At 60.7% G+C, this 16,111-nt stretch carries 13 protein-coding genes; 6 read left to right on the top strand and 7 right to left on the bottom strand.

The window, feature by feature from the left end; all coding sequences use genetic code 11:
* Positions 1-69: 69 nt before the first annotated feature.
* From GWE18_RS10390 to GWE18_RS10375, 4 genes are all read right to left on the bottom strand, one after another.
* On the bottom strand, positions 70-336 hold the full coding sequence (locus GWE18_RS10390; protein WP_275185676.1) for an HGGxSTG domain-containing protein: 267 nt from the start codon (positions 334-336) through the stop codon (positions 70-72).
* Positions 333-995 carry a hypothetical protein gene (locus GWE18_RS10385; RefSeq protein WP_275185675.1) on the bottom strand — a complete coding sequence of 221 codons (663 nt, stop codon included), beginning with the start codon at positions 993-995 and terminating at the stop codon, positions 333-335. Before GWE18_RS10385 ends, GWE18_RS10390 begins: the two co-directional genes overlap by 4 nt.
* Before the next feature lie 308 nt (positions 996-1,303).
* Positions 1,304-2,311, bottom strand: coding sequence for a hypothetical protein (locus GWE18_RS10380; RefSeq protein ID WP_275185674.1), 1,008 nt, complete (start codon positions 2,309-2,311; stop codon positions 1,304-1,306).
* An 11-nt stretch (positions 2,312-2,322) separates the two neighbouring features.
* Complete coding sequence (locus tag GWE18_RS10375; protein WP_275185673.1) at positions 2,323-5,187, bottom strand: transglycosylase domain-containing protein; 2,865 nt, start codon at positions 5,185-5,187, stop codon at positions 2,323-2,325.
* Between the two features lie 302 nt (positions 5,188-5,489).
* On the opposite strand from GWE18_RS10375, the gene GWE18_RS10370 reads away from it, so the two are divergent.
* Positions 5,490-5,912, top strand: coding sequence for a hypothetical protein (locus GWE18_RS10370; RefSeq protein ID WP_275185672.1), 423 nt, complete (start codon positions 5,490-5,492; stop codon positions 5,910-5,912).
* 86 nt (positions 5,913-5,998) lie between these two features.
* Here GWE18_RS10370 and GWE18_RS10365 read toward each other — a convergent pair whose 3' ends face one another.
* The 3 genes from GWE18_RS10365 to GWE18_RS10355 all read right to left on the bottom strand — a co-directional run bounded on the left by GWE18_RS10365 (position 5,999) and on the right by GWE18_RS10355 (position 9,294).
* The gene (locus GWE18_RS10365) at positions 5,999-6,382 is read right to left on the bottom strand and encodes a response regulator (protein ID WP_275185671.1); all 384 of its coding nucleotides are present in this window, start codon (positions 6,380-6,382) and stop codon (positions 5,999-6,001) included.
* Positions 6,383-6,448: 66 nt separating this feature from the next.
* The gene (locus GWE18_RS10360) at positions 6,449-7,066 is read right to left on the bottom strand and encodes a response regulator (RefSeq protein ID WP_275185670.1); all 618 of its coding nucleotides are present in this window, start codon (positions 7,064-7,066) and stop codon (positions 6,449-6,451) included.
* On the bottom strand, positions 7,063-9,294 hold the full coding sequence (locus GWE18_RS10355) for an ATP-binding protein (protein ID WP_275185669.1): 2,232 nt from the start codon (positions 9,292-9,294) through the stop codon (positions 7,063-7,065). Before GWE18_RS10355 ends, GWE18_RS10360 begins: the two co-directional genes overlap by 4 nt.
* Positions 9,295-9,710: 416 nt before the next feature.
* Between GWE18_RS10355 and GWE18_RS10350 the strand changes: the two genes are divergently transcribed.
* From GWE18_RS10350 to GWE18_RS10330, 5 genes are all read left to right on the top strand, one after another.
* Positions 9,711-10,637, top strand: coding sequence for a formylglycine-generating enzyme family protein (locus GWE18_RS10350; RefSeq protein WP_275185988.1), 927 nt, complete (start codon positions 9,711-9,713; stop codon positions 10,635-10,637).
* Positions 10,638-10,653: 16 nt separating this feature from the next.
* A complete protein-coding gene (locus GWE18_RS10345) occupies positions 10,654-12,498 on the top strand; it encodes an arylsulfatase (protein ID WP_275185668.1) in 1,845 nt (614 codons plus the stop codon).
* A gap of 96 nt (positions 12,499-12,594) precedes the next feature.
* Positions 12,595-14,193, top strand: coding sequence for an arylsulfatase (locus GWE18_RS10340; protein WP_275185667.1), 1,599 nt, complete (start codon positions 12,595-12,597; stop codon positions 14,191-14,193).
* Positions 14,194-14,231: 38 nt separating this feature from the next.
* Positions 14,232-14,987, top strand: coding sequence for a hypothetical protein (locus GWE18_RS10335; RefSeq protein WP_275185666.1), 756 nt, complete (start codon positions 14,232-14,234; stop codon positions 14,985-14,987).
* A gap of 80 nt (positions 14,988-15,067) precedes the next feature.
* Positions 15,068-16,102: an HAD family hydrolase gene (locus tag GWE18_RS10330; RefSeq protein ID WP_275185665.1), complete on the top strand. Its 1,035-nt coding sequence runs from the start codon at positions 15,068-15,070 to the stop codon at positions 16,100-16,102.
* The last annotated feature ends 9 nt before the right edge of the window (positions 16,103-16,111 follow it).

Genomic DNA, 16,111 nt, shown 5'->3' with positions numbered 1-16,111 from the left:
CCTGAATGGTTACATGTAACCAGTACATGATTGCGAGGAATCTGCCAATCCATCTTTTGCGCAAGCCAATCACTTCATCTCGTCCAGCATCCTCCGCGCTTCACCCAACAACGCCTGAATCCGCCTTCGCTCGGCAATCGCATCCCTGGTGAACAGGCCGTGCTTGCGCGCGTTCTGGTTTGCCTTTGGCGCGCCGGATCCCGGTGCGCCGCCGTGCATGCGGCAGCGCTTTTTGCCGCGCACCGCCGGCGAGCGGCACGCGCCGCCGGAGCGGGTTTTGGCGCCACAGCGTGGGCTCGCCAGCATCGGGCCGGTGTTTCTGATGTGATCGCTCATGGCTGTGCTTCCCGCTTGGCATCAGCGGAATCGCGCCTTCGCCTGGAGCCCGAGGCCTTCGGCGCATTCCGCGCCGCGGATGCCGGGTTTTTGCCGGAAACGATCACGCTCGCATGCTGCGTGACGTTGCCGACAATGGCCTTGCCGCCGTCCCCGACCGACACGTTCTGCACGGTGATGGCGGGCTCGCCATGGCTGCGGTAGCGGTTGAGCGCCTCGATCTGGGCAGGAAACGTACGGGTGAGCCTGCCCAATGCGCGCGCGGCGCTATCGTGCCGGGCGAGGTCTTCCGCATTCGCAAGGTGATGCGCGCATCGCATCGCCATCACATGAACGGAAACCATCTGCGCCACCAGCATGGCCTCGACAGAATCCCTCGGTTTGATGCTCTTCACCATCGAAATCATGAAAGCGACGTTGACCTCGTCGGGACTCCCGCCGCTCACGCTGGCCCTGACCAATTGCCGGAGGATGCCATCCATCGATTCGCGATCGGCTGCCCCCAGCGCGTTCGCCATGAGCTGTTCGCCGATTTCAGGGTCTGGATGGTCGATGGAGAATCCGTGCGACAGGAGCTTTATCCGCGGGATTGCGGCGGCTTTGGTCTGGTCGGTCGCGGCAATCGCCGTTGACATAGCAAGGTCTGGAGCGGTGTTCATGTCGATACTCCCTGGCACGCGCGGCAAGCGCGCGGTTCGGCCACGCGCAGGCGATCGCCCGCCGCGGTGATCCCTGCAATTTCAATGGTGGGTGAGGATTTGAGCCGCAATCGCATCGACGCGCCCGCGATTGCGGGGCGACGTGGACTTACAAGATTGCGGGATGATGAAGGAATGCCGCTGATTTGCCCGACGTGTCAAGTTGCTTTGTCGAATGCCGGCGGCCGCCTGCTACTTTGCATGGGGTTGTTTTCGATATTTTGGAAGCGCGTGTGTCGAGGCGCCATTCGTCGCCGCACACGCTCCGCTCATTCCCGCTCCATCATTTCGGCGATCGCCTTGATGCGGCTTCTGGCGTATTTCGGCAGGCCGGCGCTCAGCGAATCGCCGCTGTTGAAGGAGCTGTTGCCCATGAGCAGTTGCGCGGGCACGAGGTTTCGCAGAATGGGTGTTTTGATGTATTCCCTTTGCTTGTTCAGCACGTCGTTCCTGACCGCAATCACGATGTAGACCGTTGCGATGGCGGCTTTCGGCTCGGTCGGATGCTGTTGCAGAACCGCAAGCAGCTTGCCGAACTGGATGACCTGGTTGACCCAAAAGATGTTCTGCTCGAGCCCGCTGGTGACTGTGGAGTCGAGCCCTGTCAGGCTCGGCAGCTCGGCCAGGTCCGGCTGCGTGACCGACATGATCTCGCTCTGAAACTCGATGAAATCCGGAATGGGCTTTTTGCTCTCCTCGCGCAGCTTGTTGGCAAGCTGAATGCCCGCCGGAATTTTCCCTTCGAACATGTAGCGGGACTGCACGCAGATCGCCTTCGCGTCTTCGCACCAGCGGCGATCCGGCGGACGGTTGTGCGCGGCGCCCGCGCCTTTGTTGGGAACAGCATCGTCCGCCGCGATCGGCCGGTGCTTGACTGCCGGATCGATCTGCTCGAGGAACGCGACATTTGCATATCTTGACAGATCCAATGCCGCTGCCGGTCTTGGAAGTCGAAACCGCGCCTCCGCCTGGTAGACCGAGAGCTTCAGCTTCGTTTGCTGGTTGAGCGTGGGCTCAACGAAGCTCGGGAAGAGCGAGAGGAAGCGCCGCTGAACCGGACGCGAGCGGGCCCAATCGTCGAACGGAATGAGCCCGGTCGAGGAATCGGCGAGCTTGTCGTTGCGTTGGTCGGCGAAGATGACCGTGCGCGGTTTGATCTGTACGATCGGAACGCTGGCGGCTGCGGGCACGTCCTCCACCTGGAATTGCTGCGCGGCCGCGCCCGTGCAAGTGGCCACGCAGGCGGCGATGAGGACAGCGGCACGGTGGCGTCTCATGGCGTCAATGCTCAATTTAGCCGCCGCCAGAAATAATCGGGATCGACTCGGAGCGGCGGTCGCGGGAGGCGGTCCTCGTCATCGGGATATCCGCGCCAGGAGGGATACTCGCGCGGACCAAGACGCCAGTTCGGGAATGGAAAGGGCAGCCGGCTATCGCCGTAAAGGCGGTTATCGTGAGACCACTGCTGGAATGGCCCGTCGTCTTCGTCATGACCGCCACGATGGGCGTAGCGTTCTGCACGCGAGACGATCCGAAATTGCGTATCATCGATTCTGCCCGACGGATCCCTCTTTAAGTACTCCGTGAAAGCGCGCCCGGAGCCGGCCGGCGCAGGATCGCCGGTATGGGGATCGATCGACAGAGCAACGAGCTGACGCATGGCTTCGCGCGAAGGGCCGTTCAACGCCGTCTTGGGAGCGTGCAGCTCCCAGGCTGCCTGCACGATCGGCTCGAACATCGGCAGCGCCACTTTCCCGCCGGTCTGGCCGCGCCCCAGGGTGCGGCGCCCGCCGTCGCCATTGTCGTAGCCGACCCAGATGGCGATGGTGACGTCATTTGTGAAACCAACGAACCAGGCATCGGCCGAATCATCAGTGGTACCAGTCTTGCCGCCGACATAGGGCGAGAGATGCTTCACCCCGCGCGCGGTTCCGCGCGCGAGCACGCCCTGCAGCATTGATTTCAACTGGTAAAACGATGCGCGGTCGGCGAAGCCGATCCAGGACACCGCATGCGGGTCGTGCCGGTAGATTGGCCGGCCGTCCTGTTCGATCGTTTCGATCGCATGGGGCTGGGGTCGTGCGCCTTCGTTGGCGATCGCTGCATAGAATGCCGCAAGGTCGATGAGCCGCACAGTTTGGGCACCGAGCACGAACGGGTAGTAGCGCATGCATTCCTTGTAGAGCTGCGCTTCCATCGCGACCTCGCAGACCCGGTCGAGGCCTCGCTCGGCGCTGTCGTCGAGGCCGGTCGCGAGCAGTTGCGCGGTGGCGAGATTCCGGGAGTTTTCCAGCGCACGCCGCAGTGTAATGGCGCCCGAAGCGCCGCCCTCGTAGTTCTTCGGCGACCAGAAACCGCGCTGGCGCGCGTGGACTGTCGCCCCGATCGGCGCCAGCGTAATAGGTTCGTCCATCACCAGCGTGTTGGGCTGCAATCCCTTCCGAAGGGCGGCGAGGTAGGTCAGCGGCTTCAAGGTGGAGCCGGGTTGCCGCGGGCTCTGGACGACGCGGTTGAGCTGGCTTGCCGGATACGAAAAGCCGCCCGCCATCGCGAGAATGCGGCCGGTTTCGTTCTCGAGCACCAGCGCCGCTCCCTGCACGCTCGGTCGAATGCGCAGATCGGCACGCGCCGCTTGCTTGCCACTGGCTTTGCGCACCTGCACGTAGACCACGTCGTACGGCTTGAGACTGCGCCGAATCGCGGCGCTCCAGGTGTTCAGCGGCAGGATGCTTCCGTCGGTCAGGCCGACGTTGATCGCCTGGCCGCTTTTGCCACGCGTATTCTCCAGCGCGACCGCCGATTCCCAGTGAACGTCATAGAGAGGTAGCCGCGTCGCCTTCAACGCCGCGAGCCAAGCCGGCTCCGTGGCCCTCGGGTCAGCCGCATTCAGACGGACAGCATCGGAAATGTTCGCCTCGGGTCCCTCGAATTTGTAACGACCGGTGTTCAGCTCGTACCGCGCGAGGCCCTCCTGCAATGTCGCTTCGACTACGCGCTGCAGGGCCGAGTTGGCGGTCGAGCGCACCGTGTAGGAGGATTTGGTGAGAGTATCGAGGCCCGCGACCACCTTTGCCTCGCGGGCGATGTGATCGACGAAGTGAAAGGCGAAGTCCCGTCGCGTCGGCCGGTACTCGACAAGCCGCGGCAATACTGCTTGCGCCGCGGCGGCGTCGATCATGGCGTCGTCCTGCATGCGGCCCAGCACGTAGGCAAGGCGCTCGCGCGCGCGCTCAGGGTGGTGGTCGGGATTGAAGTAGTTCGGTCCCTTGGCTAGCCCGGCGAGCAGCGCGCCCTCGACTGCGGAGAGCGCCTTGGCTGATTTACCGAAATAGCTGCGCGCCGCCATCTCGATGCCCCAGGCTCCGCGACCGAGATAAATCGAATTGAGATAGAGCTCGAGGATTTCCGCCTTGGTCAGGACGCGCTCCATCCGCGAGGCAACGATCATTTCGCGCAGTTTTCTTTCGTAAGTGATGTCGTTGCCCACCAGCAGGTTCTTGACGACCTGCTGCGTAATGGTCGAGCCGCCCTGCGGCCGGCCCGGGTGCGTGAAGTTGCCGATGAAAGCGCGGACCAGTCCGCGCTCGTCAATGCCGGCGTGTTGGAAGAAACGCTTGTCCTCGGCGGCGACGAATGCGTTGCGCACCGCTTCCGGGATATCCGCAAGCTTGACCCATATGCGGCGATTGTTCGGCGCGTAAATCTCAGCGAGGCGCTCGCTCTTGTTGTCGAGGACTACGCTCATGCCGGGAAGACTGAGTTGCTTAAGCTGCTCCGTGTCGGGCAGATCCTTGACCGCGCTGTTGTAGAAAGCGATGACCTGACCAAGATCGACCGGAGATCCTTCCGCTTTTTCGACCTTGCAGAACTGCCTGTAGGCCACCTGGAGGTCGGCCAGGTTCAGTCCTTTGAGCGCTTTGATCTCGCTGCTCAACGCCTCCTTGTCATCCATGGCCGTGGCAATCAGATCGTCCAGGTTGATGTCCTCGATGTCGAAAGCCTTGCGCATGTGGGCGCAGCCGGCATTCAAAAGCTGCGCCACCTCGAAGCGGTCGCGCACCGCATCGAACTCCGTCTTGACCCCATCCGGCCGGGTAGTGACCTGGCTGAAGGCAAGCGCCGTGGCGAAGATCTTGATGAGAATCGAATCCATGACCTGCCGACGGTCGAAAAAGCCGCCCCTTAAGGTCCCGTTTTTCTAGAACACTAAACAAGGCTGTACTGAGGAAAAAGTTCCCTAGCCCCGGAACCAACGCTGCGGCCAGGACGTTTTAGATACACCACATTGGCAGCGCACTCATGAATGCCCCTCTTTCAGTCGTGCTTGCCGCGGTGCTCCTCAGCGCCGCCATCGCTACGATGCCTGCGGATGCTGCTCCTCGAAAAAAGAAAACTCGGGCTCTTGCCGCAGTCCCCCCTGCAGCTAGCGTCGCTCAGCCACCCACGGACAGATTTTTGGCCTGCGACGTCCGGGTCCGAGACTATCTTCGCGAAGGCGGAGCCGCGATACGGGTCACCAAGATCGAAGTGGACGATGCCCGGTTGCAGTTGAACATTCATCATGAGTATGGAGAGGCGGGAAAGTCGTCGCGAAAACATCTGCGCGGGGACAGCGAAGAGGAAATGCGCAAAAATCTGCGCGGAATACTGGATGAGTTCTCGGCGGCTGCGAAGGCGGCAGCGGCTGGTCGTGCCTGGTATGTGATCGCTGCTCGCAAGGTCATGCCGGACCTCCGCGACGGTTCGGGCGAGAACACCAGCCCGTGGACGGCCATCGTCCTCGCGGATTTCGAAGGAAAATGCAGACCCATCACGTTCTACCAGTCTGTCGATCGGAACAAGCTCAATCCTGAACTGAGCAAGAAACTGGATGAGTGAATCAGCTACAGTTTCCCTCAAGTCACATCATTCATCTGACCAGATCTTTTGGCGCCTGCATGGATGTCCTTTGGTACACCCGGTCCCTAAATATTGCGCGAACTGCCGATCGCCCTGTCGATAGCCAAAAATAGGGCTTCGTCCTGCAAAGGCTTCCGGAGGCTGGCTACAAGCGTACCTTCGTGCGATTGTTCTTGCTGCGCCGTGTCGGCATGCGCGGTGATGAGGATTGTTGGAATTCTAATACCGTTGCTTATGAGATGCTGTTGAAGCTCGAGGCCGTTCATCTCCGGCATCTGAAGATCCACAATCAGGCACATCGGAAGACCAGCTGGCAACGCCGCGAGAAATTCGTCTCCCGATCCGTATGTCCGGGCATGAAAAGCGCGCGAACGCAGCAACCGACTCAAGGCCTTGAGCACGGCCGGATCATCGTCCACAATGGCAATCCATGGGAAAGCTTCCGCCATGGAAGACTATTGCCGTTGCGCCCTGCGCCCGTCGAGTTGGCCCTTGGGCCAACAGGTGCGTCTTCCTTATCTGGACAGTTTGAGCTTCTCGGCCATCCGCACAAGGTCGGCGACAGTTCGAACGCCAAGTTTCTCCATCATCCGGCTGCGGTGAACCTTGATGGTCTTTTCGACCGTACCCAGCTCGCCGGCAATCTGCTTGTTGAGTCGCCCTGCCACGACATGCGTAAGCACTTCGCGTTCACGTGGGGTCAAGGTCCTTACCTTCGCTCGCATCACGTCCAGTTCGGAACGAAGTCGGCGCAACTCTGCGTCCATGGCTTCAGCGCGGGATAGCGCCTCAAACAGATCCTGGTCCTTTACCGGCTTGGTCAGGAAATCGACTGCCCCGGCTTTCATGGCGCGAACGCTGGTGGGAATGTCGCCTTTGCCGGTAACGAACACGACGGGACGATGCGAGCCACTGGCGGTGGTCAACACATCCTGAATCTCCAGACCATCAAGATCAGGCATCGAAACATCGAGTACGGCGCATCCGGGAATCGCCTCGTCATGCTCCTCGAGGAACACCTGCGGAGAAGAATAGGGTTTGACGTCATAACCCTTGGCGCGGAGCAGTCGCGACAACGACTTGAGGACTCCGGGATCATCGTCAACGAGGTAAACCGTGAACATGTCGGTCATACGGAACTGACTGCAGGTTGCTGGGCGGGCAATGAAAATCCTGCAACGGCGCCACCGCCCTCACCGTTGACCAGGGTAAGCTTTCCCTGATGCGCCTTTATGATTGTCGAACAAAGGGCCAGACCCAGACCAAGGCCGTGGTCCTTGGTAGTGTAAAACGGTTCGAACAGCCGGCCATTTTCCTTGGGATCGACCCCGTGCCCTCGGTCCTCGACGAGCACGTCTATCATTCCGGTTTTTGCCCCTCGGGTGGAAATCAGAATAGACCGCTTCGCGGTTGGGGTCGAAGCCATGGCGTCCATCGCATTCATGATGAGGTTAAGGAGAACTTGCTGCAACTGAACAGAATCTCCCCGCGTCAGGAACGCGCTGTCTTCCAGATTAAGCCTGACGCTGATGTCGCGGCCGATCAGCTCGCTGTGCACTAGGCTGATTGTTGATCTCACAAGGACATTTATGTTGATGCTTTCCATCTTCCTTTCGCCCTTCTTAAGAAGGCTGCGGAGACGGTGGATAACCTCGCCAGCCCGATTATCCTCATGCACGATGTCCTCAAGGGCGTCGCGAATCTCCGCTAGATCGGGCGAATTCTGCCGGAGGAGATGCAGGGCTGCCTGCGCATTAGAGAGGATCGCAGTGAGAGGTTGGTTGACTTCGTGCGCAATTGAGCCGGATAGCTCACCGAGGGCGGATACCCGCATCAGGTGCTCAATTTCCAGACGTTGCAATGCGGCCTCAGCCTCGGCCGATTTCTGGTCGGTGATGTCGACGAAAATGCCCCCTAGTTGCTTTGGCTCGCCTTTGCTCTCCGCATAGGACCGGGCGCGCATGCGGATCCAGCGCGTCTCACCGCTCGGCAGGACAATTCGGACGTCGCTGGCCGTGGACCGCTCTGTCCTGAAGGACTTCCGGAGCGAACGGCGTGCGGTTTCGAGATCATCCGGATGAACAGCGGCAAGGAATGCCTCGCGGGTGAGAGGTGCATCACTCGGCAGCCCGAACAGCGCCCTGCAATGTTCGGTGACCCACAACTCATCCGTAACCCTGTCAAACTGCCAGAGCCCGATGTTTGCCGCAGCGGCGGCAAAGGTCATCCGCTCCTCGCTATCCTTAAGCTGTTCCTCGGCGCGCTGTCTCCTGCGCCGCTGAATCAGCAAGGCGCCCACAATTGTTGTTTGCAAGCCGAGGACGAAAAGTGCCGCAAGAACGGTGCCGCGATACTCATCCCAAATCGTCGGCTTTTTGAACAGAACAACGGTGTCGGGAGGCAGGTCTCTTTCCTTCAGATTCCAGCGTTGCATTGCCCGGTAATCGACGCGGTAGTGCTGCGCCGGGTTTGTTCGGGGCGCGAGCGTCGCCGGATCCGCGCCATCGATGATTTCGATCGCCATTTCAGCCGCTGCGACGCCGATCGACTCGAACGTCTCAACAAAGCCGCCGACGGCACCCTTGCCGATAAACGTATCGTAAGGGCCGTAAAGCGGCGCAGGTGACAGCGCGGACAGATCAGCCGCGACCTGCGCCGGGACGAAAGTCTTGCCTTCGGCGTCAGCAAAAACCGTCAAAAGGATCACGATCGCATCCCTGGGCACCTTCGACAGTTCAGCGACGAGCTCTGAATATGGAAGCTCGAACAGGAATGTCGTCTCGAATTTGCCGCCGCGCTCCTCGATCATCTTGCGAGCTATCGGTTGCCAACGGCGATCCGTCTCGCCGCTTCCGGCGATGACAAACAATTTGGTTGCATCCGGCTGGAGCCGCTCCGCGAGCGAAAGCGTCTTCGCCAGATCGAACGCGGTGATGATCCCGGTCATCTTCGGTGGCAATCGCATGGCAGCATAAGTCTGTGGCGAGATGGATGCAAAGACGACCGGGACATCGGGCAGCATGTCCCGATACTTGATGACAAATGGCAACGCGTTGCTGCCGAGCGTGATCACTAAATCCGGCGGATGCTTCCCATACTTGTCGCGAATAAACGTCGCCGTTCGCAGCGCATGGGCCTCGTCGGTATTTCGACCCAGATCGAGAAACTCCGCATCGATCTCGACTGATTTCGAGTGCTCGACAAGCCGCTTTCGAGCGGCCTCCGCGATCACGCTGGTGGCGGGAAATGAGTAGTTGAAGGCGTGAAGCATAAGAACGCGCGCACGCTCCGCAGCGCGGGCTTCTCCCGCGAGCAAAAAAAGGAGTCCGATGCTCCACATGACAATGCGCGTCGTAGTCATTTTTGAAAACGCCGCCACTCAAAACGCTACAATTGTAAATTTACAAACTCAGTAATCTGCCCGCACGGCTCACGTTGCCGGGTTGCAACCTTAGCACGTTTTGGCGAGCGTATCCTGCCCCGGTTGTCCAGGATTTCTAAGCAAAATCAACGGGGATTTTCCCGCCAGACAGAAACAGCGGACCAATGTCGCCGCGATGCAATTCGTGCGCGCAGGCGCCGGAGGTCCGTCCCAGTGACGCTAGCTACATCGCTCCGATGTTGGACCACGGTCCAATAGCTTGTGACAGGGCTCGTGCGTAGCGTGCCTCTCGCAATTTAGCGATTGAGCGGGAGGCAGCGCGCGAGATGACAACGCTTTTCCCTGCAACCACATTCAAGGCTGACATCACGAACGGTGCTTCGCTGACCGACGGGATGATCTGGATTTCAGGTGGCACTTACCGCATGGGATCGGACAAGCACTATCCGGAAGAAGCTCCGGCGCATCGTGTCACGGTGGACGGCTTTTGGATGGATCGCTATCCGGTGACGAACCGGCAATTCAGGGAATTCGTAAGGGCGACCAAACACGTCACCGTCGCCGAAATCACACCGGACCCCAAGGATTATCCGGGAATGCTCCCGCATATGATCTACGCGGGCTCTTTGATGTTCTCTCCACCTGCACATCCGGTCAGTCTCCGCGACTTCAGCCAGTGGTGGACGTTCGCCAAGGGCGCGCAATGGCGGCATCCCTACGGACCCGGAAGCAACATCCGTGGGCTGGACGATCATCCAGTCGTGCATGTGGCTTTCAGCGATGCGCTCGCCTACGCGAAATGGGCCGGCAAGGATTTGCCAACCGAAGCGGAATGGGAATTTGCAGCGCGCGGCGGGCTCGCTGACGCCGAATTCGCGTGGGGCGATGAATTCACACCGGCCGGCCGTCACATGGCAAACACCTGGCAGGGTGAGTTTCCGCGGCAGAACGTCAATGCCGACGGTTTCGAGCGCACTTCACCGGTTACCGCATTCCCGCCGAACGGGTACGGACTTCACGACATGATCGGCAACGTCTGGGAATGGACTGCCGACTGGTATTCGCCAAAGCATCAGGCGGATGCGGCGAAGGCCTGCTGCATTCCGAAGAACCCGCGCGGCGGGCGCGAGGACAACAGCTACGACCCCCGAACGACCAACGTGAAGATTCCACAGAAGGTCATCAAAGGCGGCTCGCACTTGTGCGCGCCGAACTACTGCCGACGCTACCGGCCGGCTGCGCGCCATGCGGAGCCGATCGATACTTCCACAAGTCATCTTGGCTTTCGGTGCATCAGGCGAGAAGCCTCTGATGCATCATAAACAGGAGAGCGTAGCAATGTTGAGTTCCATATTGCCCGACAAGCCGCCCTTTATCGCAACGCCGCCACGCAAGACACTTGGTTGGCTCAAGCAGTCCTGTGCCTCGCTGCTTGGCGCGACGATGTTGATGTCGCTATCCGGGCCAGCCAGCACGCCTGCAGCCGCACAGCAACCGGCTCGGCAACCGGTGCAGCCGGCTCAGCAGCCGGCGGCGCAGCAACCGGCTCAGCAGCAAGCTCAGAAACCTAACATCATCTTCATCATGGGCGATGACATCGGCTGGATGCAGCCGAGTATCTACCATCGCGGCCTGATGGTCGGCGAGACGCCCAACATCGATCGCATCGGGCAGGAAGGTGCGATGTTCACGGACTATGTGGCCATGCAGAGCTGCACCTCCGGCCGCAACGCCTTCTTCACCGGCATGTATCCGCTGCGCACCGGCATGATCCCGCCACAACTCCCCGGAAGCCCGTCCTACCTGCGGCCCGGCACGCCGGCGATCGCAAAATTCCTGCTCGATCTCGGTTACAATACCGGCGAGTTTGGGAAGAATCATCTCGGCGACCACACCGATGCCCTGCCGACCGCGCACGGCTTCCAGGAATACTGGGGCTATCTTTACCACCTCGACGCGATGCAGGGGGTGAGCTTCCCCGACATCAACAAGACGCCGCTCCAGCAGACTGTTGCACCGCCTTGCAGGAACACGCCGATTCCCGGCATCCCGGAAGTGCCCGGTGCCGTGGATCCCAAGACCACGCTGTGCCTCACGCCCCCTCGCAATGTTCTGTCGTGCAAGTCCTCGGACGGCTCGAGCAAGAACCAGATGTGCGCTGACGAGGGCCCGCTGACGCTGGATCGCTCGAAAACGGTGGACGAAGAGATCTCGACGAAGGTCATCGAGTTCCTCGACCGCAACGACCCGAAGAAGACCAACAAGCCATTCTTCGTCTGGTACAACCCGGCGCGCATGCACGTCGTCACCGTGCTGCCGCCGAAGTACGAGGCCATGCTGGGCGAGCGCGGCGGCAAGGACTGGGGCACCAACGAAGCCGGCATGAAGCAGATGGACGACAATATCGGTCTCGTCCTCAAGAAACTGGACGACATGGGCCAGGCCAACAATACGATCGTTGTGTTCACCACCGACAATGGTGCCGAGGCGATCTCTTTCCCGGACGGCGGCGTGACCCCGTTCAAGGGCCAGAAGGGCGAGGCCTGGGAAGGCGGCTACCGCGCGCCGATGGTAATCAAATGGCCGGGCGTCATCAAACCGGGCACGGTGCACAACCAGTTGTTCGCCGCTCTCGACTGGGTACCCACGCTGACCGACATCGGCGGCGGGCCCAAGGGTGACGAACTGAAGCAGCAGATCGAGGCGGGCCGGTATCCCGGCATCGTCAAGACGACGTTGGACGGCGTCAACCAGCGTGACTTCCTGGAAGGCAAATCGGCCAAATCGGCACGCGACTACTTCTTCTATTTCTCGGGTTCAACGCCGTCGGCGGTGCGCTACAAGAACTGGAAGATGTACTACACCATGTCGCAGCCCGGGCCGGCCGGGTGGATCATGCCGCTGATCCCCTTCCACTTCACCTTGGTCCAGAACATCAAGCGTGATCCGTTCGAGCAGAACGTCGGCGTCGACCAGAAGTCGGCCATGAGCATGGGCGGTGCGCTCGGCGCCCCGGCGACCGCCTTCCAGTATGACTGGAACATGCTGCCGATCGGCCAGCGGTTGTGGATGGAACATCTGCTGTCGTACGAAAAGTTCCCGCCGCTGCAGGCCCCTGAGACCTACAACCTCTCTGGCATCCTGGAGCAGGTCAAGAACGGCAGCCGCCACGCCAGCGATTAGCTTCGCAAGGTGACCAAGCGGACGCCCCACGGGGCGTCCGCCCACACACGACAGGTGAGCGATGAATGCGCTGAGTGAATGGGGAGGTTACCTATCATGAGTATCGTCAGGAACGCTTGTGTCGGTCTTCTCTCATCGCTCGCTGCCGCGACGGCGCTGGTCTCGCCGCTTTCCGCCCAGCAACAGCAAAAGCCCAACATCCTCGTTATCATGGGCGATGACGTCGGCTACTGGAACATCAGCGCCTACAATCGCGGCATGATGGGCTACCGCACGCCCAACATCGACCGCATCGCGAACGAAGGCGCAATCTTTACCGACTATTACGGACAGCAGTCCTGCACCGCAGGCCGCGCGGCGTTCATCACCGGCCAGAGTCCATTGCGGACTGGGCTCTTGAAGGTGGGCCTGCCGGGAGCGAAGGAAGGCCTGTCTGGACAGGATCCGACCATTGCCGATCTGCTCAAGCCGCAGGGCTATGCGACCGGGCAATTCGGCAAGAACCATCTCGGGGATCGCAACGAATTTCTGCCCACGGTTCACGGCTTCGACGAGTTTTTCGGCAACCTCTATCATTTAAATGCGGAAGACGAGCCGGAGCATCCGGACTATCCGAAAAATCCTGCATTCAGGGCGCAGTTTGGTCCGCGCGGCGTCATGAAATGCGTCGCGACCACCGTCGACACGCCCGGCGATGATCCGCGCTTCGGCCCATGGGGCAAACAAAAGTGCGAGGACACGGGACCGCTCACCAAGAAGCGGATGGAGACAGTCGACGAGGAATTCCTTCGCGCATCAGTTGATTTCATCGACCGCGCGAATCGCGACAGGAAGCCCTTCTTTGTTTGGTTCAATTCGAGCCGCATGCACATATGGACGCGTCTCAAGGCCGAATCCCAGGGAAAAACCGGCCTTGGTATCTATCCTGACGGCATGGTCGAGCATGACGGGCAAGTCGGGCAATTGCTGAAAAAACTTGATGATCTCGGCATCGCCAACAACACGATCGTGATCTACACGACCGATAACGGTGCGGAAACATTTTCCTGGCCGGACGGCGGCACGACGCCTTTCCGAGGCGAGAAGAATACCAACTGGGAGGGTGGCTATCGCGTCCCCGCAATGGTTCGCTGGCCCGGTCTGGTGCCGGCACGGACCGAAATCAACGACGTGTTTTCGGCGGAGGATTGGACGACGACGCTGATCGCGGCGGCGGGCGAGCCCGATGTCAAGACAAAGCTGCTGGTGGGCTACGATGCCGGCGGCAAGAACTTCAAGGTCCACCTCGACGGCTACGATCAGCGCGACCTTCTCGCCCGCAAGGGCGCCAACAAGCGCCGCGAATTCTTCTACTGGACTGACGACGGCAATCTTGCCGGTCTTCGTTACGACCAATGGAAGGCCGTATTCATGGAACAGAAGGCCCATGGATTTGACGTGTGGGCGCAACCGATGGTCCAGCTTCGCTTGCCGTCGCTGTTCAACCTCCGGTCCGATCCGTTCGAACGAGCCCAGCACGAAGCCGGCGATTACGTCAGGTGGTTCGTCGAGCACGCCTTTGTGCTCGTTCCCGCGCAGGCGATCGTGGGGCAGCACCTTATGAGTTTCCAGCAGTTTCCGCCGCGGCAACGACCAGGTTCGTTTTCCGTCGAACAGGCGATGGAGAAGCTAAGGAATCCACCGTCCAGCAATTGAATTCGCGCCATGATTCAGAACGAAGCAAGGAGTCCATCATGACCGTCAAGAGTCGAACTGGCTGCGTGATTATCGCCTTCCTCCTCTGCGGGGCAGCACCGGCGCTGGCCCAGACCACGCCTTCGACGCCGCAGCACGAGCCGCTGCAGAAGACGATCGGCCAGGCCAAGCCGGAGATTGTGCCATCCCTGATCGTCATGAACGCCCGCGGCGCCAGCCTGCAGGGCGGGAAGCTGACACTCACCGGCGTGGCACCCAACTCGATCGTTTTCGCGGACCGCCCGGTGCGGGCGGCAGGGCATTCGCTCACGGCCCACCTGCTGGAGGAATGGTCGCCAAACAATGCCAGCGATGAGAGCTTTACCAAGGATCCGCCGAACGCCACCGTCTCGGTGTTCAGCACGGACAGCTCAAAAATCCGCGACGCCGTCGTGGTGCTGAAGACGGCGAAGCTCGAGGGTGACCGGCTGACTTTCGATGTCGATGTGCTCGAAGGTGATCTTTCCGGCGGCGACGGGCCGGCGGCGCTCTTCATCGACCGCTTCGGGTTTGGCGGCTTTCACGGTGGTGGCTTCCACGCGGGCGGCATGGGTGGCTTCCACGCGGCGGGCTTCCGCGGCGGCTACGCGCGGGTCGGGGGTCGTCCCTACGTCGCTCGTGGTGCCTGGTATCGCGGGGGCTACGGTGCTGCAGCAGTCGGTGCCGCCGCGGTGGGCGGGGCTGCGCTGGGTGCGGCGGCTGCAAATGCCGCCTATCCCTACTGCGGCTATTATCCCTATCCGCCCTGCTACTGAGGACTGCGCAAGCCATGCATAGGCCTTTGCAGCATGATGATTGAAAACTGGCTCCGGGGAACGAACCTAGGGGATCAACCATGAAACCGATCGTGCAATTTCCGCTCGTCGACCGCCGCGTCCTACTCTCGTCGCTGGCGATGCTACCCTTGCTCTCTGCCTCGCTCCGCTCGACCTCCGCGCTGGCACAGGCACGCGATCCGCTCCCGTCCTGGAACGAGGGCGCGACCAAATCGTCGATCCTCGATTTTGTCACGCGCGTCACGACGCAAGGCGGGCCCTTCTTCGTACCGGTCGACCAGCGCATCGCGACCTTCGACAATGACGGTACGCTCTGGATCGAGCAGCCGATGTATATCCAATTGGCTTTTGCGCTCGATCGGGTGAAGGCCCTTGCGCCGATGCATCCGGACTGGAAGACCAAGCAGCCGTTCGCAGCGGTGCTGGACGGCGACCTGAAGGCGCTTGCGGCTTCCGGCGAAAAAGGATTGGTCGAAATCATCGCGGTGACGCATGCCGGCATGACCACGGCGGAGTTTGAGAAGATCGTTACCGACTGGCTCGCGACCGCGCGTGATCACCGCTTCAAGCGGCCCTATACCGAACTGGTCTACCAGCCGATGCTGGAACTGCTCGCTTACCTACGCGCCTATGGTTTCAAGACCTTCATCGCGTCGGGCGGCGGTATCGAGTTCATGCGGCCCTGGACCGAGCGGATCTACGGAATACCTCCGGAGCAGGTCGTCGGATCGTCGATCAAGACCCGATTCGAGATGAAAGACGGTGCGCCAACGCTCTTCCGGCTGCCCGAAATCAACTTCATCGACGACAAGACTGGCAAGCCGATCGGCATCAACGAGCATATCGGCCGTCGTCCGATTGCGGCCTTCGGCAATTCCGACGGCGATCTCGAAATGCTGCAATGGGCGACGCTCGGCGCCAGTGGCGCGCGGTTCGGGCTGATTGTGCACCACACCGATGCGGAGCGCGAATATGCCTACGACCGCCATTCGCATTTCGGCAAGCTCGACGTAGCACTGGACGCCGCAGCGGTGAACAAGTGGACCGTGGTCGACATGAAGAGGGACTGGAAGCGGATCTTTGCTTTTGACTGACGTGGGTCG

The sequence above is a fragment of the Bradyrhizobium sp. CSA112 genome (genome assembly GCF_029051645.1).
Lineage (GTDB): Bacteria > Pseudomonadota > Alphaproteobacteria > Rhizobiales > Xanthobacteraceae > Bradyrhizobium.
Note: the sequence above shows the minus strand (reverse complement) of the source record. Positions and strands in the feature narration are given on the sequence as shown.

Bases quoted from the DNA above. Each gene is read 5' to 3' on its own strand.
- GWE18_RS10390 (WP_275185676.1), bottom strand. From the start codon at position 336: ATGAGCGATCACATCAGAAACACCGGCCCGATGCTGGCGAGCCCACGC.
- GWE18_RS10385 (WP_275185675.1), bottom strand. From the start codon at position 995: ATGAACACCGCTCCAGACCTTGCTATGTCAACGGCGATTGCCGCGACC.
- GWE18_RS10380 (WP_275185674.1), bottom strand. From the start codon at position 2,311: ATGAGACGCCACCGTGCCGCTGTCCTCATCGCCGCCTGCGTGGCCACT.
- GWE18_RS10375 (WP_275185673.1), bottom strand. From the start codon at position 5,187: ATGGATTCGATTCTCATCAAGATCTTCGCCACGGCGCTTGCCTTCAGC.
- GWE18_RS10365 (WP_275185671.1), bottom strand. From the start codon at position 6,382: ATGGCGGAAGCTTTCCCATGGATTGCCATTGTGGACGATGATCCGGCC.
- GWE18_RS10360 (WP_275185670.1), bottom strand. From the start codon at position 7,066: ATGACCGACATGTTCACGGTTTACCTCGTTGACGATGATCCCGGAGTC.
- GWE18_RS10355 (WP_275185669.1), bottom strand. From the start codon at position 9,294: ATGACTACGACGCGCATTGTCATGTGGAGCATCGGACTCCTTTTTTTG.
- GWE18_RS10350 (WP_275185988.1), top strand. From the start codon at position 9,711: ATGATCTGGATTTCAGGTGGCACTTACCGCATGGGATCGGACAAGCAC.
- GWE18_RS10345 (WP_275185668.1), top strand. From the start codon at position 10,654: ATGTTGAGTTCCATATTGCCCGACAAGCCGCCCTTTATCGCAACGCCG.
- GWE18_RS10340 (WP_275185667.1), top strand. From the start codon at position 12,595: ATGAGTATCGTCAGGAACGCTTGTGTCGGTCTTCTCTCATCGCTCGCT.
- GWE18_RS10335 (WP_275185666.1), top strand. From the start codon at position 14,232: ATGACCGTCAAGAGTCGAACTGGCTGCGTGATTATCGCCTTCCTCCTC.
- GWE18_RS10330 (WP_275185665.1), top strand. From the start codon at position 15,068: ATGAAACCGATCGTGCAATTTCCGCTCGTCGACCGCCGCGTCCTACTC.